Consider the following 23,058-nt stretch of genomic DNA (forward strand, 5'->3'; position numbering starts at 1 on the left):
TAGTTTCCTCCTTAATCGATCACTCTTACGCCTTCAACGTAGATGTTAATTTTATCTACCGTCATTCCGGTGAATTCTTCTACTTTGTATTTTACATTTTCAATCAGATTATCAGCTACTGCAGAAATACTGATTCCATATGCAACAATTACATGGAAATCAATGATAATATGGTTGTCCTGAATATTCACATTGATTCCGTGAGTCAGGCCCTCCCGCTTTAAAAGCTTTACGAGTCCATCCTTCATGCTGACAGCCGCCATACCGACAATACCGAAGCATTCTACCGCAGTAGTTCCGGCATACATAGCGATAACATCAGGGCTTACCTGGATTTCGCCCAGTTTATTATTGATATAACCCTTCATAGTCTCTACCTCCGTTCTTTCTGTCTGTTTTGATTATACATGATTTTTCCAAAAAAAGAAACAAATTTTTATTTTTCACTTGCAAATCATGGTGTTTTCTGTTATCATACACTTGTTGTGGATTTTTCAACCATAAAAAATCCAAGTAGCTTTTAAGGAGGTGCAATCATGGCTAAATGTACAATTTGTGAAAAAGCTGCTCACTTTGGTAACGCAGTGAGCCATTCCCATAGAAGATCCAATAAGATGTGGAAAGCAAATGTAAAGTCCGTTAAGGTGAAGGTTACAGGCGGCTCTAAGAAGATGTACGTATGTACTTCCTGCTTAAGATCCGGATTAGTTGAAAGAGCTTAATCGAAGGAAACTCCTGGCTGGTTACAGTCAGGGGTATTTTTTTATTATATAGGAAAGTTCTACGAACTCCCCTATATAATAAATTTTTAAAGGGGGACGGTTTCTCATGACCAGTCCCCCTTTTATGATTTATGGCAATGCTCTCTCAACAGCAGAACAGATTATATCCCAATACCAGACATCCAATAATGAACAAGATCGTAACGATTGTCGCCGGGATAAATAGCAGGATCGCCATACCTGCTCCGAAACAGAACAGCATAAGCCCGCATACTCTTCTCATATCATCCCTCAATTCATTCAGCTATATGATATCCTATGCGGCTTATCCCCTGCTTATTCCTCTCCTTTTTCCTTCTCCTGTGCGGCAGCCATTTCTTCTGCTACTTTTAGCGCATCGGAAGAGACCTCTTTTGAGCCTCCGGCAAACTTATTCACAAAATCAGGAACCATGTCAAGAATCTTAGTAACTGCATCCTGCTGTTTGATGTTTACCAGCTTTGTTACTCCATTCTGAATAATCAGAACGGCACTGGGGCTCATCTTCGCGTGCATTCCGCCTGCTCCCCGCTGTTTTGCGTTTTCTGCAAAAGAACCGGCAGCCATGCCACAGGTCACATCAACCAGGGGTAGAATGATTGCATCATCAACCTTAACTGCATCTCCCACTACTGTTTTCGTCGCTACAAAGGCATCCATCCCTTTAAACAGGGCCTCTACCGTAGATGTAAAATTATTCTCTGCCATCGAAAGCAATTCCTCCTTTATCGAAGCCATTTCCTCAACAGAATTCTGAAGTTTTTATCCATCAGCATACGCAGTCCTATCATCAGCACTGTACCCAGCCGAATCCTTCCGCGAAATGTTCCTTCTGCCTGAAACACCGCACTGTCAAAGACCGGATATAAATCCAGATGCTTATGACAAAACGGGTAGACCACACTTGCATACATCAACACCTGACCTGTCAGATAAGGGTCATCAAATCCAAATGTAATACTTCCTTTTCCCCTTAAGGGGAGAACGTGACGGATGAGTTTTTTCCCTTGCCTTAAAAGCAGCTTTACTGTTTTTTTGTTATTCTCATTGTTAATCCAGGAAAAAATTTCATCTTTTTTATCTTTTACTGTCTTCAGTGTATCATATACTCTGTGAAAAAAAAACTTAAGTTTTGCGAAAAACCTAAGGACTCTTCGCTTCACATTCTCCCACCATGTTTTATAAAAGGGAGTTTTTTTTGTTTTCACTTCTTTTTTGGCTGGTGGAATGTGTTCAGGACGTTCCTGTATTTCCTCCTGAACTTCCTCCTTCATCTCTTTGGCATCCTTTACGGGCTCCGGCTCGATTCTTTCCATGGCATGAACCATAATATCTTCTGCTTCTTCCAGTTCTCTGTCCAGTTTTTTTTGCTTTAAAATTCGAAATCCGAATAAACGAACCGTTACCGTCAGGCTCTTATCGTAACGCAGCCGTATGGAAAGGATATGTAGCAACCAGGATATACCGACACTTCCCTTTCCTTCCTCATAATAGGAACCAGAACCACGATACCTGACAGGTACAAAAAGCACGGCCAGAAGAACCGCCAAAACAAGTCCCAGAATGACCAGCAAAAGAAGTCCTAAGATTTTTAATATCATTAAAATTATATGAAGCATGGACACCTCACACCTTACCGGCTTCCTCTTCCAAAAAGGCGGATAGATCGAAGCCACCTGTTATCCGGTACATGTCGTAAACCATTCGCCCGGCCACCTCCAATGCTTCCCAGTAATCGGCTGCAATGCCTAATATAAGAACATCATCCAGCTTAAAAAATGGGGCAAACAGCTCCGCAGTGGGGTAGATATCAAGTATATTATTCCCATTTGAAGCGGGCATAATCACATAAATATCAGGTCTTGGCTTTGATTTACGAATTCCCTGTATAATTTTGTACCGTTTCTTCTTGGCCTTTTCGCCTACGTACAGACGGTCAAACCAGCTTATTTTCATCATCCATCAGCTCTTCCAATAATTCCTTGCAGGTTTCTTTTTCCGCTTCGTCAAGACAGCTTGTAAGACTTCCTGTGATATACGACTGAATTTCATCCATCGAACCAAAGTACACAGGAAGGTCTGATAAAACCTTCGCCATTATGGCACGCACCACTTGTTTGGAAGACCCGGCAAAAACTTCTTCCAGTTCTTTAAAATACGCACCTGCTTCTTTTTCCAGAAGAATACGGTCTACCAATTCCCCTTCCTCTGTCTTTTCGGATTCTTCCTGAGAAGATAAGTACTTTAATTCTGCAAAACTGCTTCCGGACAGCAGTCGATCTACATTAACTGCTCTTATATAATCCGGATCCCTGTTCCATTCTTCACTCTCCTGGGGAAGCTCAGTCTTTAAATACCGTTCAAAGAACGCTTCCTGTCGGCCTTCCATCTGAGTGAGCTTATGAAAAAGCTCATCGGATCCAAAAGAACCTTCCTCCTTATGAGATTGTTCCAGAACTTCTTTTACAATGGAGGAGTAAAGCTCCTCTTCCTTCACATCCACAACAGCATCTCTTCCAGCCATTAAAAGAACACAAAAATCATTCACAATTTCCTGAATCATCACATAAAAACCAGATTCCTTTGTAAGCCCTTCGGATGCATCTAAAAGCTTATCCATAGCACCCTCAAAGCCTTCTGCTGTCATATTCTTATAATCGGTTTTTTGAAGCTGCTCCAGAAGCTGAAAGAACTCCTCATATCCCAGGCCCATATCTTTTGGAAGCTGTACCATGGATTCCGTGCGGAGCGTATACATCATATCTTTAAGGCTTTCCATGGAAGAACCGATATATACCGATAACCCCTCCATAACCAGACTGAAAAATTTCTGTTTTGTCAACCGGACTGGTAACTGACCAATTACCTCTTTGATTCTTCCATTCATCACAGCTGTTTCGCTGGACCCAGTAATGTACTCCATCAAATGCTTTGCAAATTCATCATCAGAAAGAGAGCTTTCTGGCATAGAATTAAACTTTCTCTCCATGCGGTTTAATACGTATTCATAGATCTGAAAGCAATCTGCATAGGAAGTCATTACCTCAACCTTACCAGTAATATCTTCTCTAAGCTTCAAAACTTCCTCAAGTACATCCTCACCGGAATAATAATGAGAAAGAAGCTGATTCAGACGTATTCTGCAATCAGAAATTTGGGGAGAAACAAGAAGCTCTTCTTCTAAAGCTTCAAATAGAGTATAGTAATTCAGTGCAAGCCTTACATAGGAATACTGGTAAGCTGCTGTCATCTGTTTTTTCAGTAATCGGGTATCCAAATTATATCTCCTTTCGGAATCTGTCACGTATTGTAATTGGTAAGAATCGACCGCCTTAATAAATCCAGAGCCTTCACAACTGACTGCTCTCTGATTTTCTCACGATTTCCTTTAAAGTGGTATTCTTCCACCTTCACCTTATCTTTCAGATAGCAGGCAATATACACCAGTCCCACAGGCTTCTCTCCTTCGGATACTGGTCCTGCAATTCCTGTCACGGCAATACAAACATCCGCACCTGTAGCAAAGACACCGCCTAACGCCATCTCTTTTGCCGTCTGCTTGCTAACGGCACCGTATTTTTTCAGAGTGCTTTTATTTACATTGAGATGCTTTCTCTTTGCCTTATTGGAGTAAGTGACAAACCCTTCCCGAAACACCTGGGAAGCTCCCGACACATTGACGATACGGCCTGAAATCAGACCGCCTGTACAGGATTCTGCCGTTGTCACTGTTAATTCATGTTTTTTCAGAAGACGGACCACTGCCATTTCTAAGGTCTCTTCTTCCTTTGTGGTATAGACATCATTGCCGAAACGACTCTTAATCTCTTTTACAACAGGCTTTAAAAGCTCCTTTGCCTCTTCTTCACTGGAAGCTTTGGCCGTGACCCGTAAATGCACCTCAGCTGTCTTAGCATAGGTAGCAATGGTAGGATTTGACTGGCAACTAATTAAATCAAGCAGCTTGTCTTCCACCTGGCTCTCTCCCTGACCACAAATTTTAATCATCTGGGAACGAATCACTTCCGGCTGATGCTTCTGTAAATAAGGAAATACCTGTTCCTCAAACAAAGGCTTTAATTCACCTGGAGGTCCGGGCAGTAAAATTGCTGTTTTCCCGTCCTTTTCCATAATCAGACCAGGAGCCGTACCATTATGGTTGTCGAGAACCATGGCCCCCTGAGGAGTCATGGCTTGTTTCCAATTGTTGTCCGGTATCTCTTTATAAATACTGTTTTTAAAATACTCGCTGATCCGATCTCTGGTATGGGTATCTTCCGCTAATGAAAATCCCATAACTTCAGCGCAGACCTCTTTTGTCAGATCATCCTCCGTTGGTCCAAGACCACCGGTTAAAATCACTACATCTGCACGATTTAAGGCAGTCTCCACCACCTGGGACAAACGTTCCCGGTTGTCACCCACCGTTACCTGATGATACATGGATAATCCCAAAAGAGCACACTTTTGTGCAAGGTACTGAGTGTTCGTATTTACAATATTTCCGAGCAATAGCTCCGTTCCAACTGAAACAAGTTCGACAACCATAATGATTACATGCTCCCTTCTGTAAGAACCTTATAATTTTTTACAATATAATCAACCAGCGATACGATCGTAAGTATGGTTGCAAGCCAGATAAACACGGCTGTAACCGGTGATAGCAGCGGTATATTTACAATAAGAAGAACAGACATGACCATCTGGGAGACTGTTTTAAATTTCCCCCATTGGCTTGCCGCAATCACTACGCCGTTGTCAGAAGCCACCAGACGGAAACCGCTGATAATAAATTCACGGCTTATAATAACGATAACGATCCAGGCTGAAAGCTGATTCAATGCGGTAAAACAAATCAGGCCAGAACAGACCAAAAGCTTATCTGCCAACGGGTCCATAAACTTTCCGAAATTTGTTACCAGTCCATATTTTCTCGCAATCATTCCATCTAACATATCCGTAAAGCTTGCAATCACAAATATGGCCGCCGCAATCCAGCGGTAAGTAACATTCGTGCCACCCTCTAACAGAAGAAATAAAACAAAAAACGGAATCATGATAACCCTTAAAATCGTAAGCTTATTCGGTAAATTCATCTTCCAACTCTCCCATCAAATCATATTCCATAGCTCCGGTAACCCGAACCCTGGCAAAATCACCTGACATCAGTTCTACACCGGTCTGGACAAATATCATACCATCCACACCAGGTCCATCCATATAAGTACGTCCCACATAAGCATTTTCATCTGCCACTTTACCCTCGATCATAACTTCAACGGTCTTTCCAATCATAGACTCTGAATGCTCTAATGAAATTTCCTGCTGAAGCTCCATAATTTCATCACGGCGGTCTTCTTTCACTTCCTGATCTACGTGATCCGGGAAACCAGCCGCTGGTGTATCTTCTTCTGCAGAATATGCAAATACTCCAAGACGTTCAAACTCCATCTCATCTACAAATCCCATGAGTTCTTCATGGTCTTCTTCTGTTTCACCAGGGAAACCAGAAATAAGTGTGGTTCGAAGGGCAATGTCCGGGATTTCTTTTCTAAGCTTTTCCACAATTCCACGAAGCTGATCCTGAGTCGTTCTTCGTCCCATGCGCTTTAAAATACGATCACTGGCATGCTGAATCGGCAGGTCAAGATAATGGCAGATCTTCGCTTCTTCCTTCATGGTCTGAATCAGCTCATCTGTAATTTCCTCTGGATAGCAATACTGAATTCTGATCCACTGAATGCCTGAGATACGGCAAAGTTTCTTCAGCAGTTCAGGAAGAGACTTTTTGCCATAGAGGTCCACGCCGTAAAGTGTGGTTTCCTGTGCAACTAAAATAAGCTCTTTTACTCCTTTTTCAGCCAGTTCTTGAGCTTCCTTTAAAAGTCTCTCCATAGGAACGCTGCGGTAGTTTCCACGAAGGGTAGGGATAATACAGTAAGTACAGTGCTTATCACAGCCTTCCGCAATTTTAAGGAATGCATAATGACCTCCGGTGGTAAGAACTCGTCCAGTCTCCACCTCTGGAATTCCGTCTAAATCGTGGAAACGCTGCACGTGTTCTACGCCGCTTAAAGCTTCCCTTAACACATTGGAAATTTCGTCATAGGTGGAGGTTCCAAGAATTCCATCTACTTCCGGAATCTCATCAATGATCTCCTGCTTATATCGCTGAGCAAGACAACCTGTTACAATAAGTGCCTTGCATTTTGCGTCTACCTTTCTTTGAGCCATCTCCAGTATGGTATTGATGCTTTCCTCCTTTGCATCTCCGATAAAACAGCAGGTGTTAACTACAATAACATCTGCCTCATATTCATCATCCGTAAAGGTATATCCGTCTTTATTTAAAAGGCCCAGCATCATCTCCGTATCAACCAGATTCTTGTCACAGCCCAGTGAAACACATAATAATTTCATCCTAAAACTCCTGTCGTAAATATTCGTATATGAGAAAAGCCATCTACCAAAAGGGAGACGGCCTTCTTCTTAATTATCGTCTTCTTCTGTTGCGTCCGCTTCGCTCAAAATCTTCACTTGGCCTTCATACAGCTCTTCTACGGCAACAGAAAGCGGTTTTTTACCGTATCCCGGTACAGAAGGTTCAGAACCTCCAATGATCTGTCTTGCTCTTTTCGCAGCTGCAATCACGATAGAATAACGGCTCTGGACAACAGGAGCATCTCCTGGTTCAACCTCACTGTTTACTACATTAATCAAATCTGAATAAGATGGATGTAACATCTTTGTTCCCCTTTCTAAGTCAACTATATATTCTTTAATTCTTCCCGAATGTGGGATAAAAATGCCGTATTATTGGATGCCCGGTTATGCTGGACCTGTATCATCTGGTGCATTGCTTCCACGCAGGTTTCAATTTTGTCATTGATGAGGATATAGTCATACGCTTCCATTCCCTCTGCTTCTTCTGCAGCCCGTTTCAGCCTGGCGTTGATTACTTCCATGCTCTCCGTGCCCCTTCCAATCAGCCTGCGCTTTAATTCCTCTGCGTTTGGCGGCATAACAAAAATCAAAATAGTCTCAGGAAAACGTTCTTTGATTTTAAGTGCTCCCTGGATTTCAATTTCCAGAATAACATCCTTGCCCTGTTTCATCTGATTTAAAACATATTCCTTGGGAGTTCCGTAAAAATGTTTTACATACTGGGCATATTCAATCAGGGCATCTTTCTCAATCATGTCCCGAAAGGATTCTTCTGTTACAAAAAAATATTCTCTCCCATCAGCTTCCCCTTCTCTCGGGCTTCTGGTGGTAGCAGATATGGACAGCGCATAATTATCGTATCGTTTCAGGAGTTCCTTCATAAGAGTTCCTTTTCCAGCCCCTGAAAAACCGGATACTACTGCCAACATGCCTTGCTCATTCATGAATCTGTTACACTCCCTATTCAATATTCTGGATCTGCTCTCTAACCTTTTCAATCTCGGTCTTTAACGTAATCGCTTTGTCAGAGATCTCCAGATCATTGGCCTTGGAAAGAATGGTGTTGGCTTCCCGGTTCATCTCCTGTGCGATGAAATCCAGTTTCCTTCCTACACTTCCCCCAGCTTCCAGTTCTGTCCGGGTATTATCAATGTGGCTTCTTAACCGAACGGTTTCTTCATCCACACAAATTTTATCAGCAAATATCGTAACTTCTGTGGCAATCCTTCCTTCATCAATGGAAGCACCAGCCAGCAGTTCTTTTACCTTGTCCTCAAGCTTAGCACGGTATTCCATAAGAATCCTTGGAGAGCGTTCCTCGATAAAGTTAAGAAGGTCGTTCATCAGTCCAAGCTTTTTAAGAAGGTCATTCTTCAAGGTCTCGCCTTCGGTGATTCTGGTTTCCACAAAACGCTTTGCAGCCTCTTCAATGGTTTCAGAAAGGAGCTTCCACATCTGGTCCTCATCTTCAGGAACCTCATCCATGGTAAGAACCTCCGGGCATTTTGCCAGGGCAGATACCTTAATATCGTTCTGGATTCCGAACTCTGCCTCCATCTTTGCGAAATAATCCATATATTCAGCGGCCAGAGCGCTGTTATACTTTAAACACAGCTTATTCTCTGTATAATCCTCGTAGCTGATAAAAACATCAACCTTACCCCGCTGTATATAATTCTTTAACAGATTTCTGATTCCTGCTTCAAAGAAATTAAACTTTTTCGGCATCTTTACGCTTAAATCCAAATACCTGTGATTTACAGCTTTCATCTCGACGGAAATCTTATATTCATCCGTGACGGTCTCGTACCTGCCGAAACCTGTCATGCTCTTAATCATTGCAAATGCCTCTCTTTCGCCATAGATATTAACCATTATAAGTCATAATAAAAAACAAGTCAATTGGTTTTAAATTTTACACAACCGCGTTTTTGTGGTATACTATCCTTATTTTAATCAGACTTTTACCGGAGGAAATAATACAATGGCTTTAGACGGAATTGTTATGGCTAATCTCGCAGCAGAAATGAAAAACCGGCTGGAAGGTGGAAAAATCGCAAAAATCGCCCAGCCCGAAAAAGACGAACTGCTGTTTACGATTAAAAATCAGAAAAATACATGGAGGCTTTTAATCTCCGCCAGCGCCAGTCTTCCACTGGTCTACTTTACAGAATCCAACAAGCAAAGTCCCTTGACCGCGCCTAATTTCTGTATGCTTTTGCGAAAACACATCGGAAATGGCCGTATTTTAAAGATAAGTCAGCCTGGACTGGAACGTATTCTATGTCTGGAGATTGAACATTTAGACGAATTAGGGGACAAGCGTGTAAAAAAACTTATCATTGAAATCATGGGCAAGCACAGCAATATCATCTTCTGCAATGAGGAAGATATGATCTTAGACAGCATCAAGCATATATCCGCCCAGGTAAGCTCTGTACGGGAGGTACTTCCTGGCAGAACCTACTTTATCCCCCAGACCACTGAGAAAAGAGATCCTCTCACCATCACCCAGGAGGAGTTTATTAAGACCATTGGCACAACGCCAGCCCCTATACAAAAAGCCTTGTATTTAAAGCTCACTGGCTTTAGCCCTATTATGGGCCACGAGCTCTGCCACCTGGCGTCTATTGACGGTGACCATTCAGCTAACGAGCTGTCTGAAATGGAGATGATTCATCTATACCGGACCTTCTCTCATCTTATGGAAGATATCAGGCAGGAGAAATTTTCGCCTAATATCATTTACCGCCAGGATGAGCCTGTGGAATTTTCTGCACTTCCTATGACCTGTTATGAAGGTGACGGCTACGAGGCAGTTTCTTTTACATCCATCAGCTCATTGTTAGAAAGCTATTATGCTTCTAAAAATACCATTACAAGAATTCGTCAAAAGTCCGTGGACCTTCGTAAAATTGTTCAGACGGCACTGGAGAGAAACTATAAAAAGTTTGACCTACAGGAAAAACAGCTTAAGGATACAGAGAAAAAAGACAAATACAAGGTATATGGAGAGCTTTTAAACACTTATGGATATGAGCTGTCCGGCGGGGAGAAAAAATTCACCTGTTTAAACTACTATACCAACGAAGAGATTACCATTCCTCTTGACGACCAGCTATCCGCAAAGGAAAATGCACAAAAGTTTTTTGATAAATATAATAAGCTGAAGCGTACCTTTGAGGCTGTTACAGAACAGATCAAGGAAACCAGACAGGAAATTGATCATCTGGAATCCGTGAGCGCAGCTTTGGATATTGCTCTGAAAGAAGAAGATTTGGTTCAGATTAAAGAAGAGCTGATGGAGTACGGTTATGTCAAGCATCGCCGTGCTGGTGATAAAAAGCCGAAGGTGACCAGTAAACCATTTCATTACATCTCATCCGACGGCTTCCATATCTATGTAGGAAAAAACAATTATCAGAACGAAGAACTGACATTCAAGGTGGCAACCGGCAATGACTGGTGGTTTCATGCAAAGGGAATCCCAGGCTCCCATGTTATTGTAAAATCGGAAGGTAAGGATTTGCCGGACCGGGTATACGAAGAAGCTGGAGCTCTGGCCGCTTACTATTCTAAAGGCAGGGACAGCGACAAAGTTGAAGTGGATTATATCCAGAAAAAACAGATTAAAAAGGTGACTGGTGCCGCTCCCGGCTTTGTCATTTACCATACTAATTACTCCATGGTGGCAGAACCAAAGCTTTACTTGGAGGAAATTCAATAAAGAAAGATGAAAAGGGTACCGCTCTCACAGTTGTTTCATAGCCATGAAAGCGGCACCCTTTTCCTTTCGATACGCTCTTTGCAAACTACCTAGCAAACTACTTTGCTACATTTAATAATACTACTGTGTTTTTCCTGTAACCGGAAATGATCGGAAGGAGGAAACGCCATCTACAATAGCAGCTACTTGATAGCGGTACTCCACTCCCTGTGTCAATCCAGAATCCCGGTAAGACCGGGTGCCTTCTCCTACCGTACCAATCTGTCTGAAATCCTGTCCTGGCTCGGCGCGAAATACTGCATAGCCAGTGATCTGGTGCCCGTATTTCCCATCACTTCCTTCAGTCCAGTTTAATTCCAAGGATTGTGAATTAAGTTGTTTTGCAGTCATCTCCGGCACTTTGATTCCGCTGGATAATAAATAGCTTAAATTGGCAGGCTGATTATACGCCGTATTCTGCCAAGCCACACCTTCCCTGTAAGCCCGGTCCGTTAAAAGACAGGGAACCCGATAAGAGGTTTCAATGGGAGTACTGTAAATCCTGATTTTATTCTTGTCCTGCGCGTCACGGACAATCACTTCTTCTCTCCAGTCTCCTATGATATCTGCTACAAGACAAGCGTTTGATTTTGTTCCATTATTCGTAAGAGTACCATTCATCTGGATGAGTACATCTGTTTTCTTGTTTTCATAATCCCACTTTTGAACCTGAGGAATCAACTGTGTGGAATTATTGGAATCAAATAATTCCATAAGCAGATCTCCATCCCAGAATATGGAGAAATTCTGGCTTGGCTTGATTCCTTCCTCATATATCCGTTCTCCTTTGGCATTGTAGGTAATTGCATTAACAGCTGCCCACATTTCCGCACCAGGATATCTTGGATCTATATCAGCAGCTACGCCACGTCCCGTATCCTTGCCATACTGATATCCCCATAGTATCTTTCCTGTTTGGGCATCGTGAAGTTCCACATGATACTGGGCATTTTTCTCTTCATGTACCTGGAACACTTCCAGTCTTCCGTCATCATTCCAGTCACTGACATGCATGGCATCCCCATGACCGAGGCCAGTGGTATATTTGGGTTTTCCATCATGGTCAAGCGTCAGAGATCCGTAGATGATTTCATCCTTTCCATCACCATCCACATCATTGATAGAAAGATTGTGATTTCCCTGACCTGCATATTTGTCACCTGTAGGCACATCAAACAGCCATTTTCTCGTCAGCTTCCCATTCTTTAGATCCCATGCAGCAATTGCTGTTCTTCCATAATAGCCACGGCAGAATACAGCACTTGGATTCGTTCCATCCAGATATGCCGTAGCCGCCAGAAAACGATCCACCCGGTTTGCATATCCCTGAGGTTCTTTATTTCCCTTGCTGTCCAGCCCCCACATGGAGGTATCCCAGATTCCTGTTTGTGCATTGTAGATTCCTCTGGAAGGAAGATAAGCTGTGGTATCAATGATTTTTCCTGTCCTGCCGTCAAATGCAGTTAAGTACTCGTCGCCCTTTACAATCCTTCCGATTCTTCCGCTGGAGCTGCGAAAATCATATTTTTCGCTGATTTTATTCGTTGGAAGCGCTTTCGCACTGACAGCACCCACGTGCCCGGTTTCCTTTAAACTTCCATTTACATTCTGGTAGGTGGTTGAACCATCGGCAGTCTTTACCATCACCTCTGCACAACCATCGCCGTCATAATCCCAAACCTGGAACTGGGTATAATGAGCTCCAGAACGAATATTAACTCCTAAATCAATTCTCCACATCAGATTAGCGGCGCCTGTGCCCGTATCAATATCATAGGCATCCAAAAAGGTGGTTCCCGTATACCCGTCAATGGAATTGTCCTGAGCGTTATCAGGATACCATTTGACAATAAGCTCCAACCGTCCGTCTCCATTTAAATCTCCCACAGACATATCATTGGCCGTATAATCTGTGACAGAGCCGTCCGGCATGGTCTGAGAATCGGGTGCTTTAAGAGTCAGCTCCAAATATTCCTGCTTCCACGCTAAAGTTGTTAAACCAATACGATTCCTGCCCGAGTTATCTTCTAAACTATATCTGTCTCCTGCCCTTCCCTGCCGGTCAAAATAATTAGTATTGCTCCCACGATACACTTCCAGTCCGTTACGCTTTAGCGTAAATTCCGTTCCACTTCCATCTTCCGGATAATACCGCCAGCTTACCAATACTCCCTGATTGGTCGTAACGGCTGTCAGTGCCCTGTCAGACGTATTTTCCAGTCCTCCATAAGATTGTTTGGAAAACATATTTTCTGCATTGGCAGTCATCCCTGGCGATCCGCTGATTATAATTAAAATACCTGTCAATGCAACAAAGCTTTTTCTTATTCTTCTCTTCAAATACATTCCTTCTCCTCCATCTTCATAATAATCCCCTTACTGTTAATTGAAACAGGAGTATCCCCCCATGATCTGTTCAGCCCTCCTTCCGATATTGTTAATAAAATTCAGGAATCTCCTGAAATAATTCTAACATCAGCATATAATATCTGTAAATAATCATGTTATGACCCAATATTGCCCCCTAAACATCAGGGAATAAATTGCTTGTTATCATAATAAATACCAGCATAACCTCCCTTAAGAAAGAGAGTCAGTTATTCCAGACCATATGATGTGTGACTATTCTTTTGTTAATATACAAAAAGCAGGTCCAAGAAAGAATATTTCATTCTTTCTTGGACCTGCCATATATCGTCCCACACTGTAAGATTTTCTTTTTAATTATCAGAAAGCTCTACTACAGCCTTTCTCCCGGGAACGTTGGTTATCACCTCAATATAATATTTCTCTGGAATCAAAATTTTTCTTCTGCGCTTAGAGAGTACCCTTTTCTCCGCAGAGGCAGCTGACTTTTTTTCATCCAAATTGAGAAACTTCTGAAACAAAGACCTTCTCATGAATACGTTCTCCTAATTCCTTTTACCACATGTACACAAAGCAATTATTCCGTTTATCCAATTCTTTATTAACTCATTCACCCTATTGTCATATCCATTTATAAAATCACGGACTATAACTACTATTGCACTGAACAACTTATAAAACAATGATTGTATTGACGCCTTGTCAATCAAATCATTATTTCCCCCTTAGTTATTCAGTGCAATTTAATTAATTCATCAAACAGCTACTCACACTGTTTGAAGTAATCTAGCTTTTTCATTATCCCTGGCCTTAGCCTTTTTACATACTCATACCGGACATCTTGCTTATAGTTGCTTTTACCGCTTTTCTAATCTGTCTAAAATCATTATTTTGCATCGCGAGCTTTTAATACTTCTACCGGGATTTTTCTTTCATAAATTCCAGCAGGTATACTTCTCCCCACCGAATTTAAGGACACCTTTACTAAAGCCTTCTGAACTCTTTCAATCAATGTTTTCTTCATCCCTTGTACTCTCCTTTTTATATTTTTTTATTTTGGGGAAGTAATGTCAATACTTCCAAAATAACAGGTACCATAATCAGCTCTCTGATTGACGGAAAGATTGAGGCTAACGCCATCAAAACAATCAATACTACAAAGGAAAATATCTTCTTTTGTAATTTGTCCTGAGAACTGAAATACTCAATATTGATGGTGCGGGGAACACAAAGCAGAATCACCAATGTGGACGCAGCAAATATCAGAGGCAGTACGGAAATATGTATATTAAACCAATTGTCTGCCAACAGAGAAACTGCCCATACCAGGACCATGCTGATTCCACAGCCCAAGCCGGTTTTGGCATGAATGCCTCCAGCCTGAAGCCTTAGACCGCAAAAGGATGATAATATAATAAAAGTTTCAAAGCCCTTTCCAATAAAAATACCAATTAATTGAATTAAGGCGAACTTTATCATATTATCCAGCAATAATTCCATTCCATATTGAATCACTTTGTTTTCGTCTTGACTTTTTGGACTTATCTTATTCATCCAATTACAAAATCCGACAGCAATCCCAGATATATTCATCATTATCACCACCACATATTGCTATATTAGCACAAAATTTTACATATGAATGTTTTTGCAATTTTCGTTGAATTTTTCTTCTTAAACGTTAGATGTTTATTTTAAGGAAACAATTCTCTTTACTTTCCTTATGCAACAGGGTAAAATGGATATACTTACCAACGAGAGGAAACATCATGACTTACTTAATTTACACCTTGACCGGCGGCATATGTATATATTTTTCAAGCATTCATCTGTTGCCGAATAAAATGACGAACGTCAGAAAACTTTGTATCTTTATGTACGCGTTTGGCAGTCTTTTTTTATTTAACAGAATTTACGGACAAGCCAGTACATACATTACCTTTGTAGGGATCTTATTGCTTATTTTTATTTTTGCAAAGGAACCTTATTTTAATATGTCGTGTTATTTATTTGGATACCTTTATACCATCGCTTTTAATTACCTTTTCATGTGGATTGCCGGCTTTCTGCTTCAAATGGATATGCAGGATTTGCTGACACATAACAGGCTGAATATTATATTTTCTATCACTTACAGTGTATACTGCGGAATTACTACGAAACTGCTGGGTTGGTATATCCATAAAAAGCTGAATATATCCCAATACTTAACAAATTCTCATTTATTAAAGGCTATATTTATTGACCTTTTTATTTTGGTATTCTTTTATATCTTTAACTTCTCCTATGGGGAGTATCTGGGGTATAATTATGGGGTGATAGCGTTAAATGGTATTATATTCCTTTTGCTGTTTGGCATTACCGTTTATCTCATGTATTCCATCTATAAAGCCACCATGGGAGAACAGGCTTATAAGCATCGTATGGCCCAATTTGAGAACCTACGCCACTATACAGAGCGGCTGGAGAATTCTTATGGGATCATGCGTAAATTCAAGCATGATTATATGAATATTTTAAGTACCATGTCAGGCTATATGGAAGAAAATAACATGGATGGCCTGATGAAATATTACGGGGATCAGGTTCTTCCTATCAGTCATGCCTTTGCGGAATCAGATACGAAACTGGGAGCCTTGTCAAATGTGAAAAATACCGCTTTAAAAAGCCTCCTTTCCTCTAAATTCATCTATTCCATGGAAATTGGAATTAAAGCAGAAATTGAATTACTGGAGCCCATTGAATCCCTGCCTATGGATTCCCTGGATCTTTCCCGTGTTATTGGAATCTTTCTGGATAATGCCATTGAGGCTGCAACAGAAACAAAGGAAAAACAATTGGCTTTCTGTATGTTCTACAAAGAGCAGGATCTTTATATCATCATCAGAAACTCCTCTCCTGAACTGGATCATCCCATCTCGGAGCTGCGCAATCAGGGAATCTCTTCAAAAGGAGTGAATCGAGGAGTAGGCCTTTATAATGTGGAGGTGATCCTCAATCATTATGAAAATGTCATCTGGAATACTACATACGAAAATCCTTATTTTACACAGGAAATAATCCTTAGGAAAAACAACTTATAAGGAGTAAGAAATGATACATATATATCTTTGTGAAGATAATAACAGACAGTTGACACGTTGGAAAAGCGTTGTGGAAAAATATTTGCTGATGAATTCTACAGAATCTCAGCTTTATTGTACTGCTAATAGTCCGGACGAGCTGCTTGAGATCAGAAAAAAATCAACGGTTACTGGCCTGTACTTTTTAGATATTGATTTGCAGTCTGAGAAAAATGGAATTGAACTGGCTCAGGAGATACGAAAATACGATCCAAGGGGATATATTGTATTTGTCACCACACACAGTGAAATGGCAGTTCTCACCTTCCAGTATAAGGTGGAAGCCATGGATTTTATCGTGAAGGATGAAATAGAAACACTTCCTGACCGGATATGTGCCTGTATTAAAAATGCAGAAGTCAAATATAAAACTCAGCTGGACTCTTCCAGCCGTCTTCTCTCGGTAAAGGTAGACAAGACCTCCCTGATTCTTGACCAGGATGATATTGTAGCCATTACTACCTGTGAAGATTATCATAAAATCATGATTCATACGAAACATGGGGTAAGACAGATGTCAGGGTCCTTAAAAGAACTGATAGCAGTTCTAAATCCTGCATTCTGTCAATGCAGCCGTTCTGCCATAGTAAATATGAAGCACGTAGTGAAGTATTCCAGAGAAGAAGCGCTATTAACCATGGATAACAAAGAAACGTATTCTGTCTCCATCCGAATGCTTGGTAAGATTCAAAGGGCTTTAAAACAGCTTTAGACAGTAAGAAAGAGGGGAGTTGCAAAACTAACGTAAGTCGGTTTTGCAGCCCCCCTCTTCTCTTTTTATGTTCGCAGTAGATACGATTGATACAAAGTAGTTTTAGCAGCCATCGCTATATGTGCCCTTGGATTTTACCAGCTTGGGACGATATCCCTGGGAAGTCAGAGCTGCCATGATTGTATTCTTATGATCCGTTCCAAAAGCCTCAAGGGTAATGCGCAGCTCTACCGCTGAGTTTCTGTTGATGCTGATAAACTGGTTATGTTCCAAACGAATGACATTGCCCTGTTCCTTGGCAAGCAAAGCAGACACTTTCGCAAGTTCTCCTGGCTTGTCCGGAAGAAGAATGGAGACAGTAAAGATACGGTCTCTCTGAATTAAGCCCAGCTGAACGATAGAGGCCATGGTAATCACATCCATATTTCCGCCGCTTAAAATAGAGACAATTTTCTTGTTATCCACCTTCATATGCTTTAATGCTGCAACCGTAAGAAGTCCGGAGTTCTCCACTACCATCTTATGATTTTCAACCATATCAAGGAATGCTACGATGAGTTCAGAATCTTCTATGCTGATGATTTCATCCACATTGTCCTGAATATAGGAGAAAAGCTTATCTCCCGGACATTTTACTGCGGTACCGTCTGCAATTGTGTTGACGCTTGGAAGAGAAACCACCTTACCCTGGCGTATGGATTCCTGCATGCAGTTAGCTCCTGCCGGCTCTACCCCTATGATCTTAATCTTTGGATTTAACATCTTGGCAAGCGTGGATACTCCTGTACACAATCCGCCACCGCCGATAGGAACCAGAATATAATCAACGGTTGGAAGCTCCTTAACAATCTCCATGGCGATGCTTCCCTGTCCGGCGGCAATGTCTAAATCATTAAATGGGTGAACAAATGTCAGCCCCCGCTCTTCTGCCACCTTGTAGGCGTGATTACATGCTTCATCAAAAACATCGCCTTCCAGAATTACTTCAGCACCGTACCCTTTTGTTCTGTTTACCTTCATAAGAGGTGTGGTAGTCGGCATAACAATCGTAGCAGGGATACCAGCTAACTTTGCCGCATAGGCGACACCCTGGGCATGATTGCCGGCAGATGCGGTAATCAGACCTCTGGATTTTTCTTCCTCCGATAAAGTACTGATCTTATAATACGCCCCGCGAACCTTGTAGGCTCCGGTATACTGCATATTCTCCGGCTTAAAATACACCTTGTTCCCGGTCTGGGCAGAGAAGTACTCACTGTATACCAGCTTAGTTTCCAGAGTTACCTTACTTACGACTTCTGATGCTTCTTCGAACTTTTCCAATGTCAACATTTTTTTAAGCCTCTACTTTCTCATCTGCGTGAAACAATGCATTCACAAACTCGTTTGCATTGAACTTCTGTAAGTCATCGATTTTCTCCCCAACACCAATATATTTTACAGGAATGCCAAGCTCAGACTGAATGGCTACAGCAATTCCTCCTTTTGCAGTACCGTCGAGCTTTGTCAGGATGATTCCAGTAATATCTGCAACCTCCATAAACTGTTTGGCCTGAACAAGTGCATTCTGTCCGGTGGTTCCATCTAAGACCACCAGTGTTTCCCGGTAGGCATCCGGATATTCCTTATCAATGATCCGGTTGATTTTCTTAAGCTCCTCCATAAGATTTTTCTTGTTATGGAGACGCCCTGCCGTATCACAGATTAGAACATCTGCCTGTCTGGACTTTGCAGCTGCCACTGCGTCGTATACAACGGCGGCCGGGTCAGAGCCTTCCTGCTGGGCGATGATATCGACATTCGCTCTTCTGGCCCATTCTGTAAGCTGTTCAATGGCGGCCGCACGGAAGGTATCAGCAGCTGCAACTATGACCTTCTTCCCGTCGTCCTTCATCTGGCCTGCCAGCTTTCCAACGGAAGTGGTTTTACCTACACCATTGACGCCGATGACAAGGAGCACGGATTTGCGGTTCTCAAATTCATATGCATTTTCGCCAAGGTCCATCTGCTCTCTGATACTGTCCATCAGAAGCTCTTTGCATTCGGAAGGATCTTTAATTCCTTTTTCTTTCACTCTCTTTTTTAAATCTTCAACAATAGACATGGTGGTCTGGATTCCCAGATCTCCCATGATGAGAATTTCTTCAATCTCTTCATAAAACTCATCATCAATCGCCGAGAAGCCGCTGAAAATGGAATCCACGCCGGCAATAATGTTATCCCTTGTCTTTTGAAGTCCAGCAACCAGCTTCCCAAAAAATCCCTTTTTCTCACTCATAGTCGGTCTCCTTAACTTTCTAGATCTTCCTCGATCAGATTTACTGATACAAGCGTTGAAACGCCTTTCTCCTGCATGGTAATACCAAACAGGCGGTCCGCAGATACCATAGTACCACGTCTATGTGTAATTACAATGAACTGCGTATATTTCGTCAGCTTATGGAGGTATTTTGCAAAACGGTCTACGTTAGAATCATCCAGTGCCGCCTCAATCTCATCCAAAAGGCAGAATGGGGATGGCTTTAAGTTCTGAATGGCAAACAGTAAGGCAATGGCAGTCAGTGCCTTTTCTCCACCAGAAAGCTGCATCATATTCTGAAGCTTTTTTCCTGGCGGCTGGGAGATAATCTGGATTCCTGCTTCCAGGATGTCTTCATCTTCCACCAGCTCTAAGGTTCCGCGTCCTCCTCCGAACAGCTCTTTAAATACCTTATCAAATTCTGCCCGAATTTCCCGGAATTTTTCCTCAAACTGCTTTCTCATTCCAGAATCCAGCTCATCTATGATCTTTAACAGAGTTCCCTCTGCTAAAACAAGATCATCATGCTGAGTCTTCATAAACTCATATCGTTCTGAAACTTCCTTGTAATCTTCAATGGCATTGACATTTACATTACCAAGCTTTCGAATCTCATCCTTTAACGATGCAATCATCCGCTTAATGTCGGGAAGTGATGTCCACTCATGATTCCTCAATGCCTCAGCGGATGAGAAGGTCAGTTCATATTCGTTCCACATATAGTTTACGTGGCCTTCCATTCGTTCATTCAGCTTTTCTTTCTGGCTTTGTAGACGGAATAATTCTTTATCCAAAAGACCGATACGGCCGGTGAGCTCTTCCCTGGTCCGAAACAGTTCTTTCTGCTCCTTTGACTTTAACTCCTTTTTACCTGCCTTATCCGCTATCGACTGTTCCAATTCTTCCCCACGGGACTTTTCTTTATGGATCTGGTCCTTTAAAAGCTCAATTTCTTTTTCCTTTTCCCCTACAATGAGCTGTGAATCATCGGAACCGTTTGTAAGCCCTGAAAGTTCTTCTTCCAGTCGCCGTATCTCATCTTTGATACGCTTTATATTCTCCTGTTCAAAATCATCCTTTTGTTTTAAACCTGAGGTCTCAAGCTGTACGGCAGATAAATTTCTATAAAACTGCTCTCTGTCCGACTTCGCCTTTTCCAGACCGGAATTTAACAGCTCCAGTTCCTCACCGGTATCCCGGTTCTGCTTTTCCAGAGTTTCCACTGCGGTAAGAAGCTCTTGCTGACTTCCTCCTATTTCCCGGATCTGTGCCTCCAGCTGAACATTCTCCCGTTCCAGATCTCCGTAGGATTCCCGGATTTCCGTCTTTTTATCTTCGATTCTCTTAAGATTGATACGAACGGTATTCTGCTTTAAATAAAGACTCTGCTTTTCACTCCGGATTCGGTCAAGCTCTTCCTTGCTTTCCGTTAAAAGACCTTCATTCATCACCAGTTCTTTTTCCAGTTGTTCTACATCGGTAAGAGCTTTCGTACAGCGTTCTTCCAGTTCTTCGATCTCTCTTTTCCGGCCAAGAAGATTACTTGTGTTTTTAAATGCACCACCGGTCATGGAACCGCCTGCACTTAAAAGTTCACCTTCCAGGGTAACGATCCGAAGGGAGTACTGGAATTTCTTAGCAAGGGCAATGGCATTGTCAATGGTATCTACCACAACGACGCGGCCCAGAAGATAATTCATCAGGCCTTCGTACTGCTTGTCTGCTTCTACCAGGGTATTGGCAAGGCCAAGAACACCTGGTTCCGAAAGGGCCTTTTCCTGGGAAAAGGAATTCTTATTTGATATGTTTGTAAGAGGTAAAAAAGTAGCCCGTCCAAACCGGTTCTTTTTTAAATATTCAATCAGCTGCTTGGCAGTCTGGTCTGAATCTGTAACAATATTTTGGATGCTTCCTCCCAGAGCGGTCTCAACGGCAATTTCATACTGTTTCGGCACTGTAATTAAATCTGCTACAACGCCATGAATGCCCTTAATCCGGCCTCTGACTTCCATTACCTTACGGATGCTTCCGCCATAACCTTCATACCGTTCTGCAAGGTTTCTTAAGGACTCAAGCTTCGTATAGCTGGTATGATACTCCTGCTGTTTGTCGTTTAAGTTCTTATTCAGCCGTTTCACCTGGGCTTCCAGCTCCTCGGTTCTGCTTTCGCATAGAGACTGGGCCTCATCCCGCTGTGATATTCCTTCATCGATTTCATCTGCTTCTTTTTTCAGATTTAAAAGCAGCTCATCCTGCTCGGATTCATCACTTTTAAATTTTAAAAGCTTCTGACATACTTCGGAACGGCGGACATTCACCTGCTCAAGCATGGCTTCATACCGCTGCTGTCTAGCTGTTAGGGATCCTTTGTCATTTAAAAGATCCATCATACGGCCTTTGCCTTCCTCCAGCTTTTGCTCAAAGGTGCGGATCTTTTCATCCTCTGCAGTAAGAATCCCTTCCGCTTCCTTTAGTTTCTCCAGAGCTGAGTTTACCTGGCTGGCAATATCTGCACGCGCCTGCTGGTAAGAAACCTCCTGTTCCTGCCTGGAAGCGATCTCCGTATGGATGGTTTTAATACGGCCTGCAATATGTTCTGCATTCATACGCTCCGTATTAATCTGCTCCTTCAATACGTTAATTCGGCCTTCCAGACCGCTGATCTCCATATTGGAACTGTTTTTTTCATTCCGCAGGGCAGTAATGGCTTCGTCCAGTTCCGTTAAGTATGTATCAAGGGCATCGTATTGTTCTTTGATTCCCTCGGAAATCGTCTTTGCATCTTCCAAATCTTTGGCTACAATGTTTTCCTTATCTTCACTCTCTTTCATCTGAAGTCTGAGTCCTTCAGTCTCCATTAAGAACTGGTTTACATCGTATTTTTTTAATTCCTCTTTCAGTCGGAGGTATTCTTTTGCTGCTTCGGATTGTCTGGCAAGTGGACCAACCTGCTTTTCCAGCTCCGTCAGAATATCATTGACACGGACCAGGTTTTGTTTCTCATCTTCCAGCTTTTTCTGTGCGATTGCCTTACGGCGCTTGAATTTAACAATACCAGCCGCTTCATCGAACAATTCCCGGCGTTCCTCTGGTTTTCCGCTTAGGATTTTATCAATCTGACCCTGTCCGATAATGGAATACCCCTCTTTGCCGATTCCAGTATCATAAAACAGTTCGTAGATATCTTTTAAACGGCAGGCACTGCCGTTGATCATATACTCGCTTTCACCAGAACGATAAACTCTTCTGGATACGGTTACCTGATCATAATCAATGGCAAGATGCTTGTCTGAATTATCCAGGGTAATGGCAACATAAGCAAACCCCTGAGGCTTACGCTGTTCGGTTCCTGAAAAGATTACGTCCTGCATGCTGGAGCTTCGAAGCTGCTTTACCTTCTGCTCTCCAAGTACCCAACGCACCGCATCAGCAACATTGCTTTTTCCGCTCCCATTAGGCCCCACAATGCCGGTAATTCCATTATGGAAATCAAATACGATTTTATTGGCAAATGACTTAAAGCCCTGTATCTCAATACTTTTTAAATACATATTTCACGCCGACAGACTGTTAACGCCTGCCCTTTC

The 23,058-nt window shown here is 42.1% G+C and carries 22 protein-coding genes; 4 read left to right on the plus strand and 18 right to left on the minus strand.

Features of this window, described 5'->3' with window-relative positions; all coding sequences use genetic code 11:
* Positions 1 to 11 precede the first annotated feature (11 nt).
* Positions 12 to 368: an Asp23/Gls24 family envelope stress response protein gene (locus OW255_RS11295; RefSeq protein WP_024835823.1), complete on the minus strand. Its 357-nt coding sequence runs from the start codon at positions 366 to 368 to the stop codon at positions 12 to 14.
* Between the two features lie 168 nt (positions 369 to 536).
* On the opposite strand from OW255_RS11295, the gene rpmB reads away from it, so the two are divergent.
* The gene (rpmB, locus tag OW255_RS11300; RefSeq protein ID WP_024835822.1) at positions 537 to 722 is read left to right on the plus strand and encodes a 50S ribosomal protein L28; all 186 of its coding nucleotides are present in this window, start codon (positions 537 to 539) and stop codon (positions 720 to 722) included.
* Positions 723 to 1,058: 336 nt separating this feature from the next.
* Here rpmB and OW255_RS11305 read toward each other — a convergent pair whose 3' ends face one another.
* The 10 genes from OW255_RS11305 to OW255_RS11350 all read right to left on the minus strand — a co-directional run bounded on the left by OW255_RS11305 (position 1,059) and on the right by OW255_RS11350 (position 9,044).
* Complete coding sequence (locus OW255_RS11305; protein ID WP_026891390.1) at positions 1,059 to 1,469, minus strand: GerW family sporulation protein; 411 nt, start codon at positions 1,467 to 1,469, stop codon at positions 1,059 to 1,061.
* Positions 1,470 to 1,486: 17 nt separating this feature from the next.
* On the minus strand, positions 1,487 to 2,380 hold the full coding sequence (locus tag OW255_RS11310; protein ID WP_024835820.1) for a DUF2953 domain-containing protein: 894 nt from the start codon (positions 2,378 to 2,380) through the stop codon (positions 1,487 to 1,489).
* 7 nt (positions 2,381 to 2,387) lie between these two features.
* Entirely contained in the window at positions 2,388 to 2,720 is a 333-nt protein-coding gene (locus OW255_RS11315; RefSeq protein ID WP_268114157.1) for a hypothetical protein, read from the minus strand.
* Positions 2,698 to 4,038, minus strand: a complete 1,341-nt coding sequence (locus OW255_RS11320; protein WP_268114158.1) for a hypothetical protein — start codon at positions 4,036 to 4,038, stop codon at positions 2,698 to 2,700. Before OW255_RS11320 ends, OW255_RS11315 begins: the two co-directional genes overlap by 23 nt.
* Positions 4,039 to 4,061: 23 nt before the next feature.
* Positions 4,062 to 5,309 (minus strand): competence/damage-inducible protein A, encoded by a 1,248-nt coding sequence (locus OW255_RS11325; RefSeq protein WP_268114159.1) that lies wholly within the window; start codon positions 5,307 to 5,309, stop codon positions 4,062 to 4,064.
* A gap of 5 nt (positions 5,310 to 5,314) precedes the next feature.
* A complete protein-coding gene (pgsA, locus tag OW255_RS11330; protein ID WP_024835816.1) occupies positions 5,315 to 5,857 on the minus strand; it encodes a CDP-diacylglycerol--glycerol-3-phosphate 3-phosphatidyltransferase in 543 nt (180 codons plus the stop codon).
* Positions 5,841 to 7,181 (minus strand): 30S ribosomal protein S12 methylthiotransferase RimO, encoded by a 1,341-nt coding sequence (gene rimO, locus OW255_RS11335; protein ID WP_024835815.1) that lies wholly within the window; start codon positions 7,179 to 7,181, stop codon positions 5,841 to 5,843. The genes pgsA and rimO overlap by 17 nt, the downstream gene beginning before the upstream one ends.
* A gap of 69 nt (positions 7,182 to 7,250) precedes the next feature.
* Positions 7,251 to 7,505, minus strand: coding sequence for a DNA-directed RNA polymerase subunit omega (rpoZ, locus tag OW255_RS11340; protein ID WP_024835814.1), 255 nt, complete (start codon positions 7,503 to 7,505; stop codon positions 7,251 to 7,253).
* A 23-nt stretch (positions 7,506 to 7,528) separates the two neighbouring features.
* Entirely contained in the window at positions 7,529 to 8,149 is a 621-nt protein-coding gene (gmk, locus tag OW255_RS11345) for a guanylate kinase (protein ID WP_024835813.1), read from the minus strand.
* A gap of 16 nt (positions 8,150 to 8,165) precedes the next feature.
* Positions 8,166 to 9,044, minus strand: a complete 879-nt coding sequence (locus OW255_RS11350) for a YicC/YloC family endoribonuclease (protein ID WP_024835812.1) — start codon at positions 9,042 to 9,044, stop codon at positions 8,166 to 8,168.
* A 145-nt stretch (positions 9,045 to 9,189) separates the two neighbouring features.
* Here OW255_RS11350 and OW255_RS11355 point away from each other — a divergent pair, with 145 nt between their 5' ends.
* Positions 9,190 to 10,932, plus strand: a complete 1,743-nt coding sequence (locus OW255_RS11355; protein ID WP_024835811.1) for an Rqc2 family fibronectin-binding protein — start codon at positions 9,190 to 9,192, stop codon at positions 10,930 to 10,932.
* Between the two features lie 120 nt (positions 10,933 to 11,052).
* On the opposite strand, the gene OW255_RS11360 is transcribed toward OW255_RS11355, so the two are convergent.
* From OW255_RS11360 to OW255_RS11375, 4 genes are all read right to left on the minus strand, one after another.
* Positions 11,053 to 13,311 carry a rhamnogalacturonan lyase family protein gene (locus OW255_RS11360; RefSeq protein ID WP_268114160.1) on the minus strand — a complete coding sequence of 753 codons (2,259 nt, stop codon included), beginning with the start codon at positions 13,309 to 13,311 and terminating at the stop codon, positions 11,053 to 11,055.
* A 380-nt stretch (positions 13,312 to 13,691) separates the two neighbouring features.
* Positions 13,692 to 13,871, minus strand: coding sequence for a hypothetical protein (locus OW255_RS11365; RefSeq protein WP_024835809.1), 180 nt, complete (start codon positions 13,869 to 13,871; stop codon positions 13,692 to 13,694).
* 353 nt (positions 13,872 to 14,224) lie between these two features.
* Positions 14,225 to 14,362, minus strand: coding sequence for a hypothetical protein (locus tag OW255_RS11370; RefSeq protein WP_024835808.1), 138 nt, complete (start codon positions 14,360 to 14,362; stop codon positions 14,225 to 14,227).
* A gap of 17 nt (positions 14,363 to 14,379) precedes the next feature.
* A complete protein-coding gene (locus tag OW255_RS11375; RefSeq protein WP_268114161.1) occupies positions 14,380 to 14,934 on the minus strand; it encodes an accessory gene regulator B family protein in 555 nt (184 codons plus the stop codon).
* Between the two features lie 398 nt (positions 14,935 to 15,332).
* Between OW255_RS11375 and OW255_RS11380 the strand changes: the two genes are divergently transcribed.
* Together OW255_RS11380 and OW255_RS11385 are read left to right on the plus strand one after the other, a co-directional pair.
* Positions 15,333 to 16,421 carry a sensor histidine kinase gene (locus tag OW255_RS11380; protein ID WP_197029648.1) on the plus strand — a complete coding sequence of 363 codons (1,089 nt, stop codon included), beginning with the start codon at positions 15,333 to 15,335 and terminating at the stop codon, positions 16,419 to 16,421.
* A gap of 10 nt (positions 16,422 to 16,431) precedes the next feature.
* Positions 16,432 to 17,172: a LytR/AlgR family response regulator transcription factor gene (locus OW255_RS11385; RefSeq protein ID WP_024835805.1), complete on the plus strand. Its 741-nt coding sequence runs from the start codon at positions 16,432 to 16,434 to the stop codon at positions 17,170 to 17,172.
* Positions 17,173 to 17,274: 102 nt separating this feature from the next.
* On the opposite strand, the gene ilvA is transcribed toward OW255_RS11385, so the two are convergent.
* From ilvA to smc, 3 genes are read right to left on the minus strand one after another with little or no spacing between them, the layout of a single operon-like run.
* Positions 17,275 to 18,504 carry a threonine ammonia-lyase gene (gene ilvA / locus OW255_RS11390; protein WP_024835804.1) on the minus strand — a complete coding sequence of 410 codons (1,230 nt, stop codon included), beginning with the start codon at positions 18,502 to 18,504 and terminating at the stop codon, positions 17,275 to 17,277.
* Between the two features lie 4 nt (positions 18,505 to 18,508).
* A complete protein-coding gene (ftsY, locus tag OW255_RS11395) occupies positions 18,509 to 19,450 on the minus strand; it encodes a signal recognition particle-docking protein FtsY (RefSeq protein ID WP_024835803.1) in 942 nt (313 codons plus the stop codon).
* 11 nt (positions 19,451 to 19,461) lie between these two features.
* The gene (gene smc, locus OW255_RS11400) at positions 19,462 to 23,022 is read right to left on the minus strand and encodes a chromosome segregation protein SMC (RefSeq protein ID WP_268114162.1); all 3,561 of its coding nucleotides are present in this window, start codon (positions 23,020 to 23,022) and stop codon (positions 19,462 to 19,464) included.
* Between the last annotated feature and the right edge of the window lie 36 nt (positions 23,023 to 23,058).

Origin of the sequence: Lacrimispora xylanolytica (assembly GCF_026723765.1) — a bacterium.
In the GTDB taxonomy this organism is placed as follows: domain Bacteria; phylum Bacillota; class Clostridia; order Lachnospirales; family Lachnospiraceae; genus Lacrimispora; species Lacrimispora xylanolytica.

What these genes read in the sequence shown, in the direction of transcription:
- rpmB (WP_024835822.1), top strand. Translation starts at nt 537, where the DNA reads ATGGCTAAATGTACAATTTGTGAAAAAGCTGCTCACTTTGGTAACGCA.
- OW255_RS11310 (WP_024835820.1), bottom strand. Translation starts at nt 2,380, where the DNA reads ATGCTTCATATAATTTTAATGATATTAAAAATCTTAGGACTTCTTTTG.
- OW255_RS11295 (WP_024835823.1), bottom strand. Translation starts at nt 368, where the DNA reads ATGAAGGGTTATATCAATAATAAACTGGGCGAAATCCAGGTAAGCCCT.
- OW255_RS11380 (WP_197029648.1), top strand. Translation starts at nt 15,333, where the DNA reads ATGTCGTGTTATTTATTTGGATACCTTTATACCATCGCTTTTAATTAC.
- OW255_RS11305 (WP_026891390.1), bottom strand. Translation starts at nt 1,469, where the DNA reads ATGGCAGAGAATAATTTTACATCTACGGTAGAGGCCCTGTTTAAAGGG.
- OW255_RS11385 (WP_024835805.1), top strand. Translation starts at nt 16,432, where the DNA reads ATGATACATATATATCTTTGTGAAGATAATAACAGACAGTTGACACGT.
- ilvA (WP_024835804.1), bottom strand. Translation starts at nt 18,504, where the DNA reads ATGTTGACATTGGAAAAGTTCGAAGAAGCATCAGAAGTCGTAAGTAAG.
- OW255_RS11365 (WP_024835809.1), bottom strand. Translation starts at nt 13,871, where the DNA reads ATGAGAAGGTCTTTGTTTCAGAAGTTTCTCAATTTGGATGAAAAAAAG.
- rpoZ (WP_024835814.1), bottom strand. Translation starts at nt 7,505, where the DNA reads ATGTTACATCCATCTTATTCAGATTTGATTAATGTAGTAAACAGTGAG.
- OW255_RS11350 (WP_024835812.1), bottom strand. Translation starts at nt 9,044, where the DNA reads ATGATTAAGAGCATGACAGGTTTCGGCAGGTACGAGACCGTCACGGAT.
- OW255_RS11355 (WP_024835811.1), top strand. Translation starts at nt 9,190, where the DNA reads ATGGCTTTAGACGGAATTGTTATGGCTAATCTCGCAGCAGAAATGAAA.
- OW255_RS11315 (WP_268114157.1), bottom strand. Translation starts at nt 2,720, where the DNA reads ATGATGAAAATAAGCTGGTTTGACCGTCTGTACGTAGGCGAAAAGGCC.
- rimO (WP_024835815.1), bottom strand. Translation starts at nt 7,181, where the DNA reads ATGAAATTATTATGTGTTTCACTGGGCTGTGACAAGAATCTGGTTGAT.
- gmk (WP_024835813.1), bottom strand. Translation starts at nt 8,149, where the DNA reads ATGAATGAGCAAGGCATGTTGGCAGTAGTATCCGGTTTTTCAGGGGCT.
- smc (WP_268114162.1), bottom strand. Translation starts at nt 23,022, where the DNA reads ATGTATTTAAAAAGTATTGAGATACAGGGCTTTAAGTCATTTGCCAAT.
- ftsY (WP_024835803.1), bottom strand. Translation starts at nt 19,450, where the DNA reads ATGAGTGAGAAAAAGGGATTTTTTGGGAAGCTGGTTGCTGGACTTCAA.
- OW255_RS11325 (WP_268114159.1), bottom strand. Translation starts at nt 5,309, where the DNA reads ATGGTTGTCGAACTTGTTTCAGTTGGAACGGAGCTATTGCTCGGAAAT.
- OW255_RS11370 (WP_024835808.1), bottom strand. Translation starts at nt 14,362, where the DNA reads ATGAAGAAAACATTGATTGAAAGAGTTCAGAAGGCTTTAGTAAAGGTG.
- pgsA (WP_024835816.1), bottom strand. Translation starts at nt 5,857, where the DNA reads ATGAATTTACCGAATAAGCTTACGATTTTAAGGGTTATCATGATTCCG.
- OW255_RS11375 (WP_268114161.1), bottom strand. Translation starts at nt 14,934, where the DNA reads ATGATGAATATATCTGGGATTGCTGTCGGATTTTGTAATTGGATGAAT.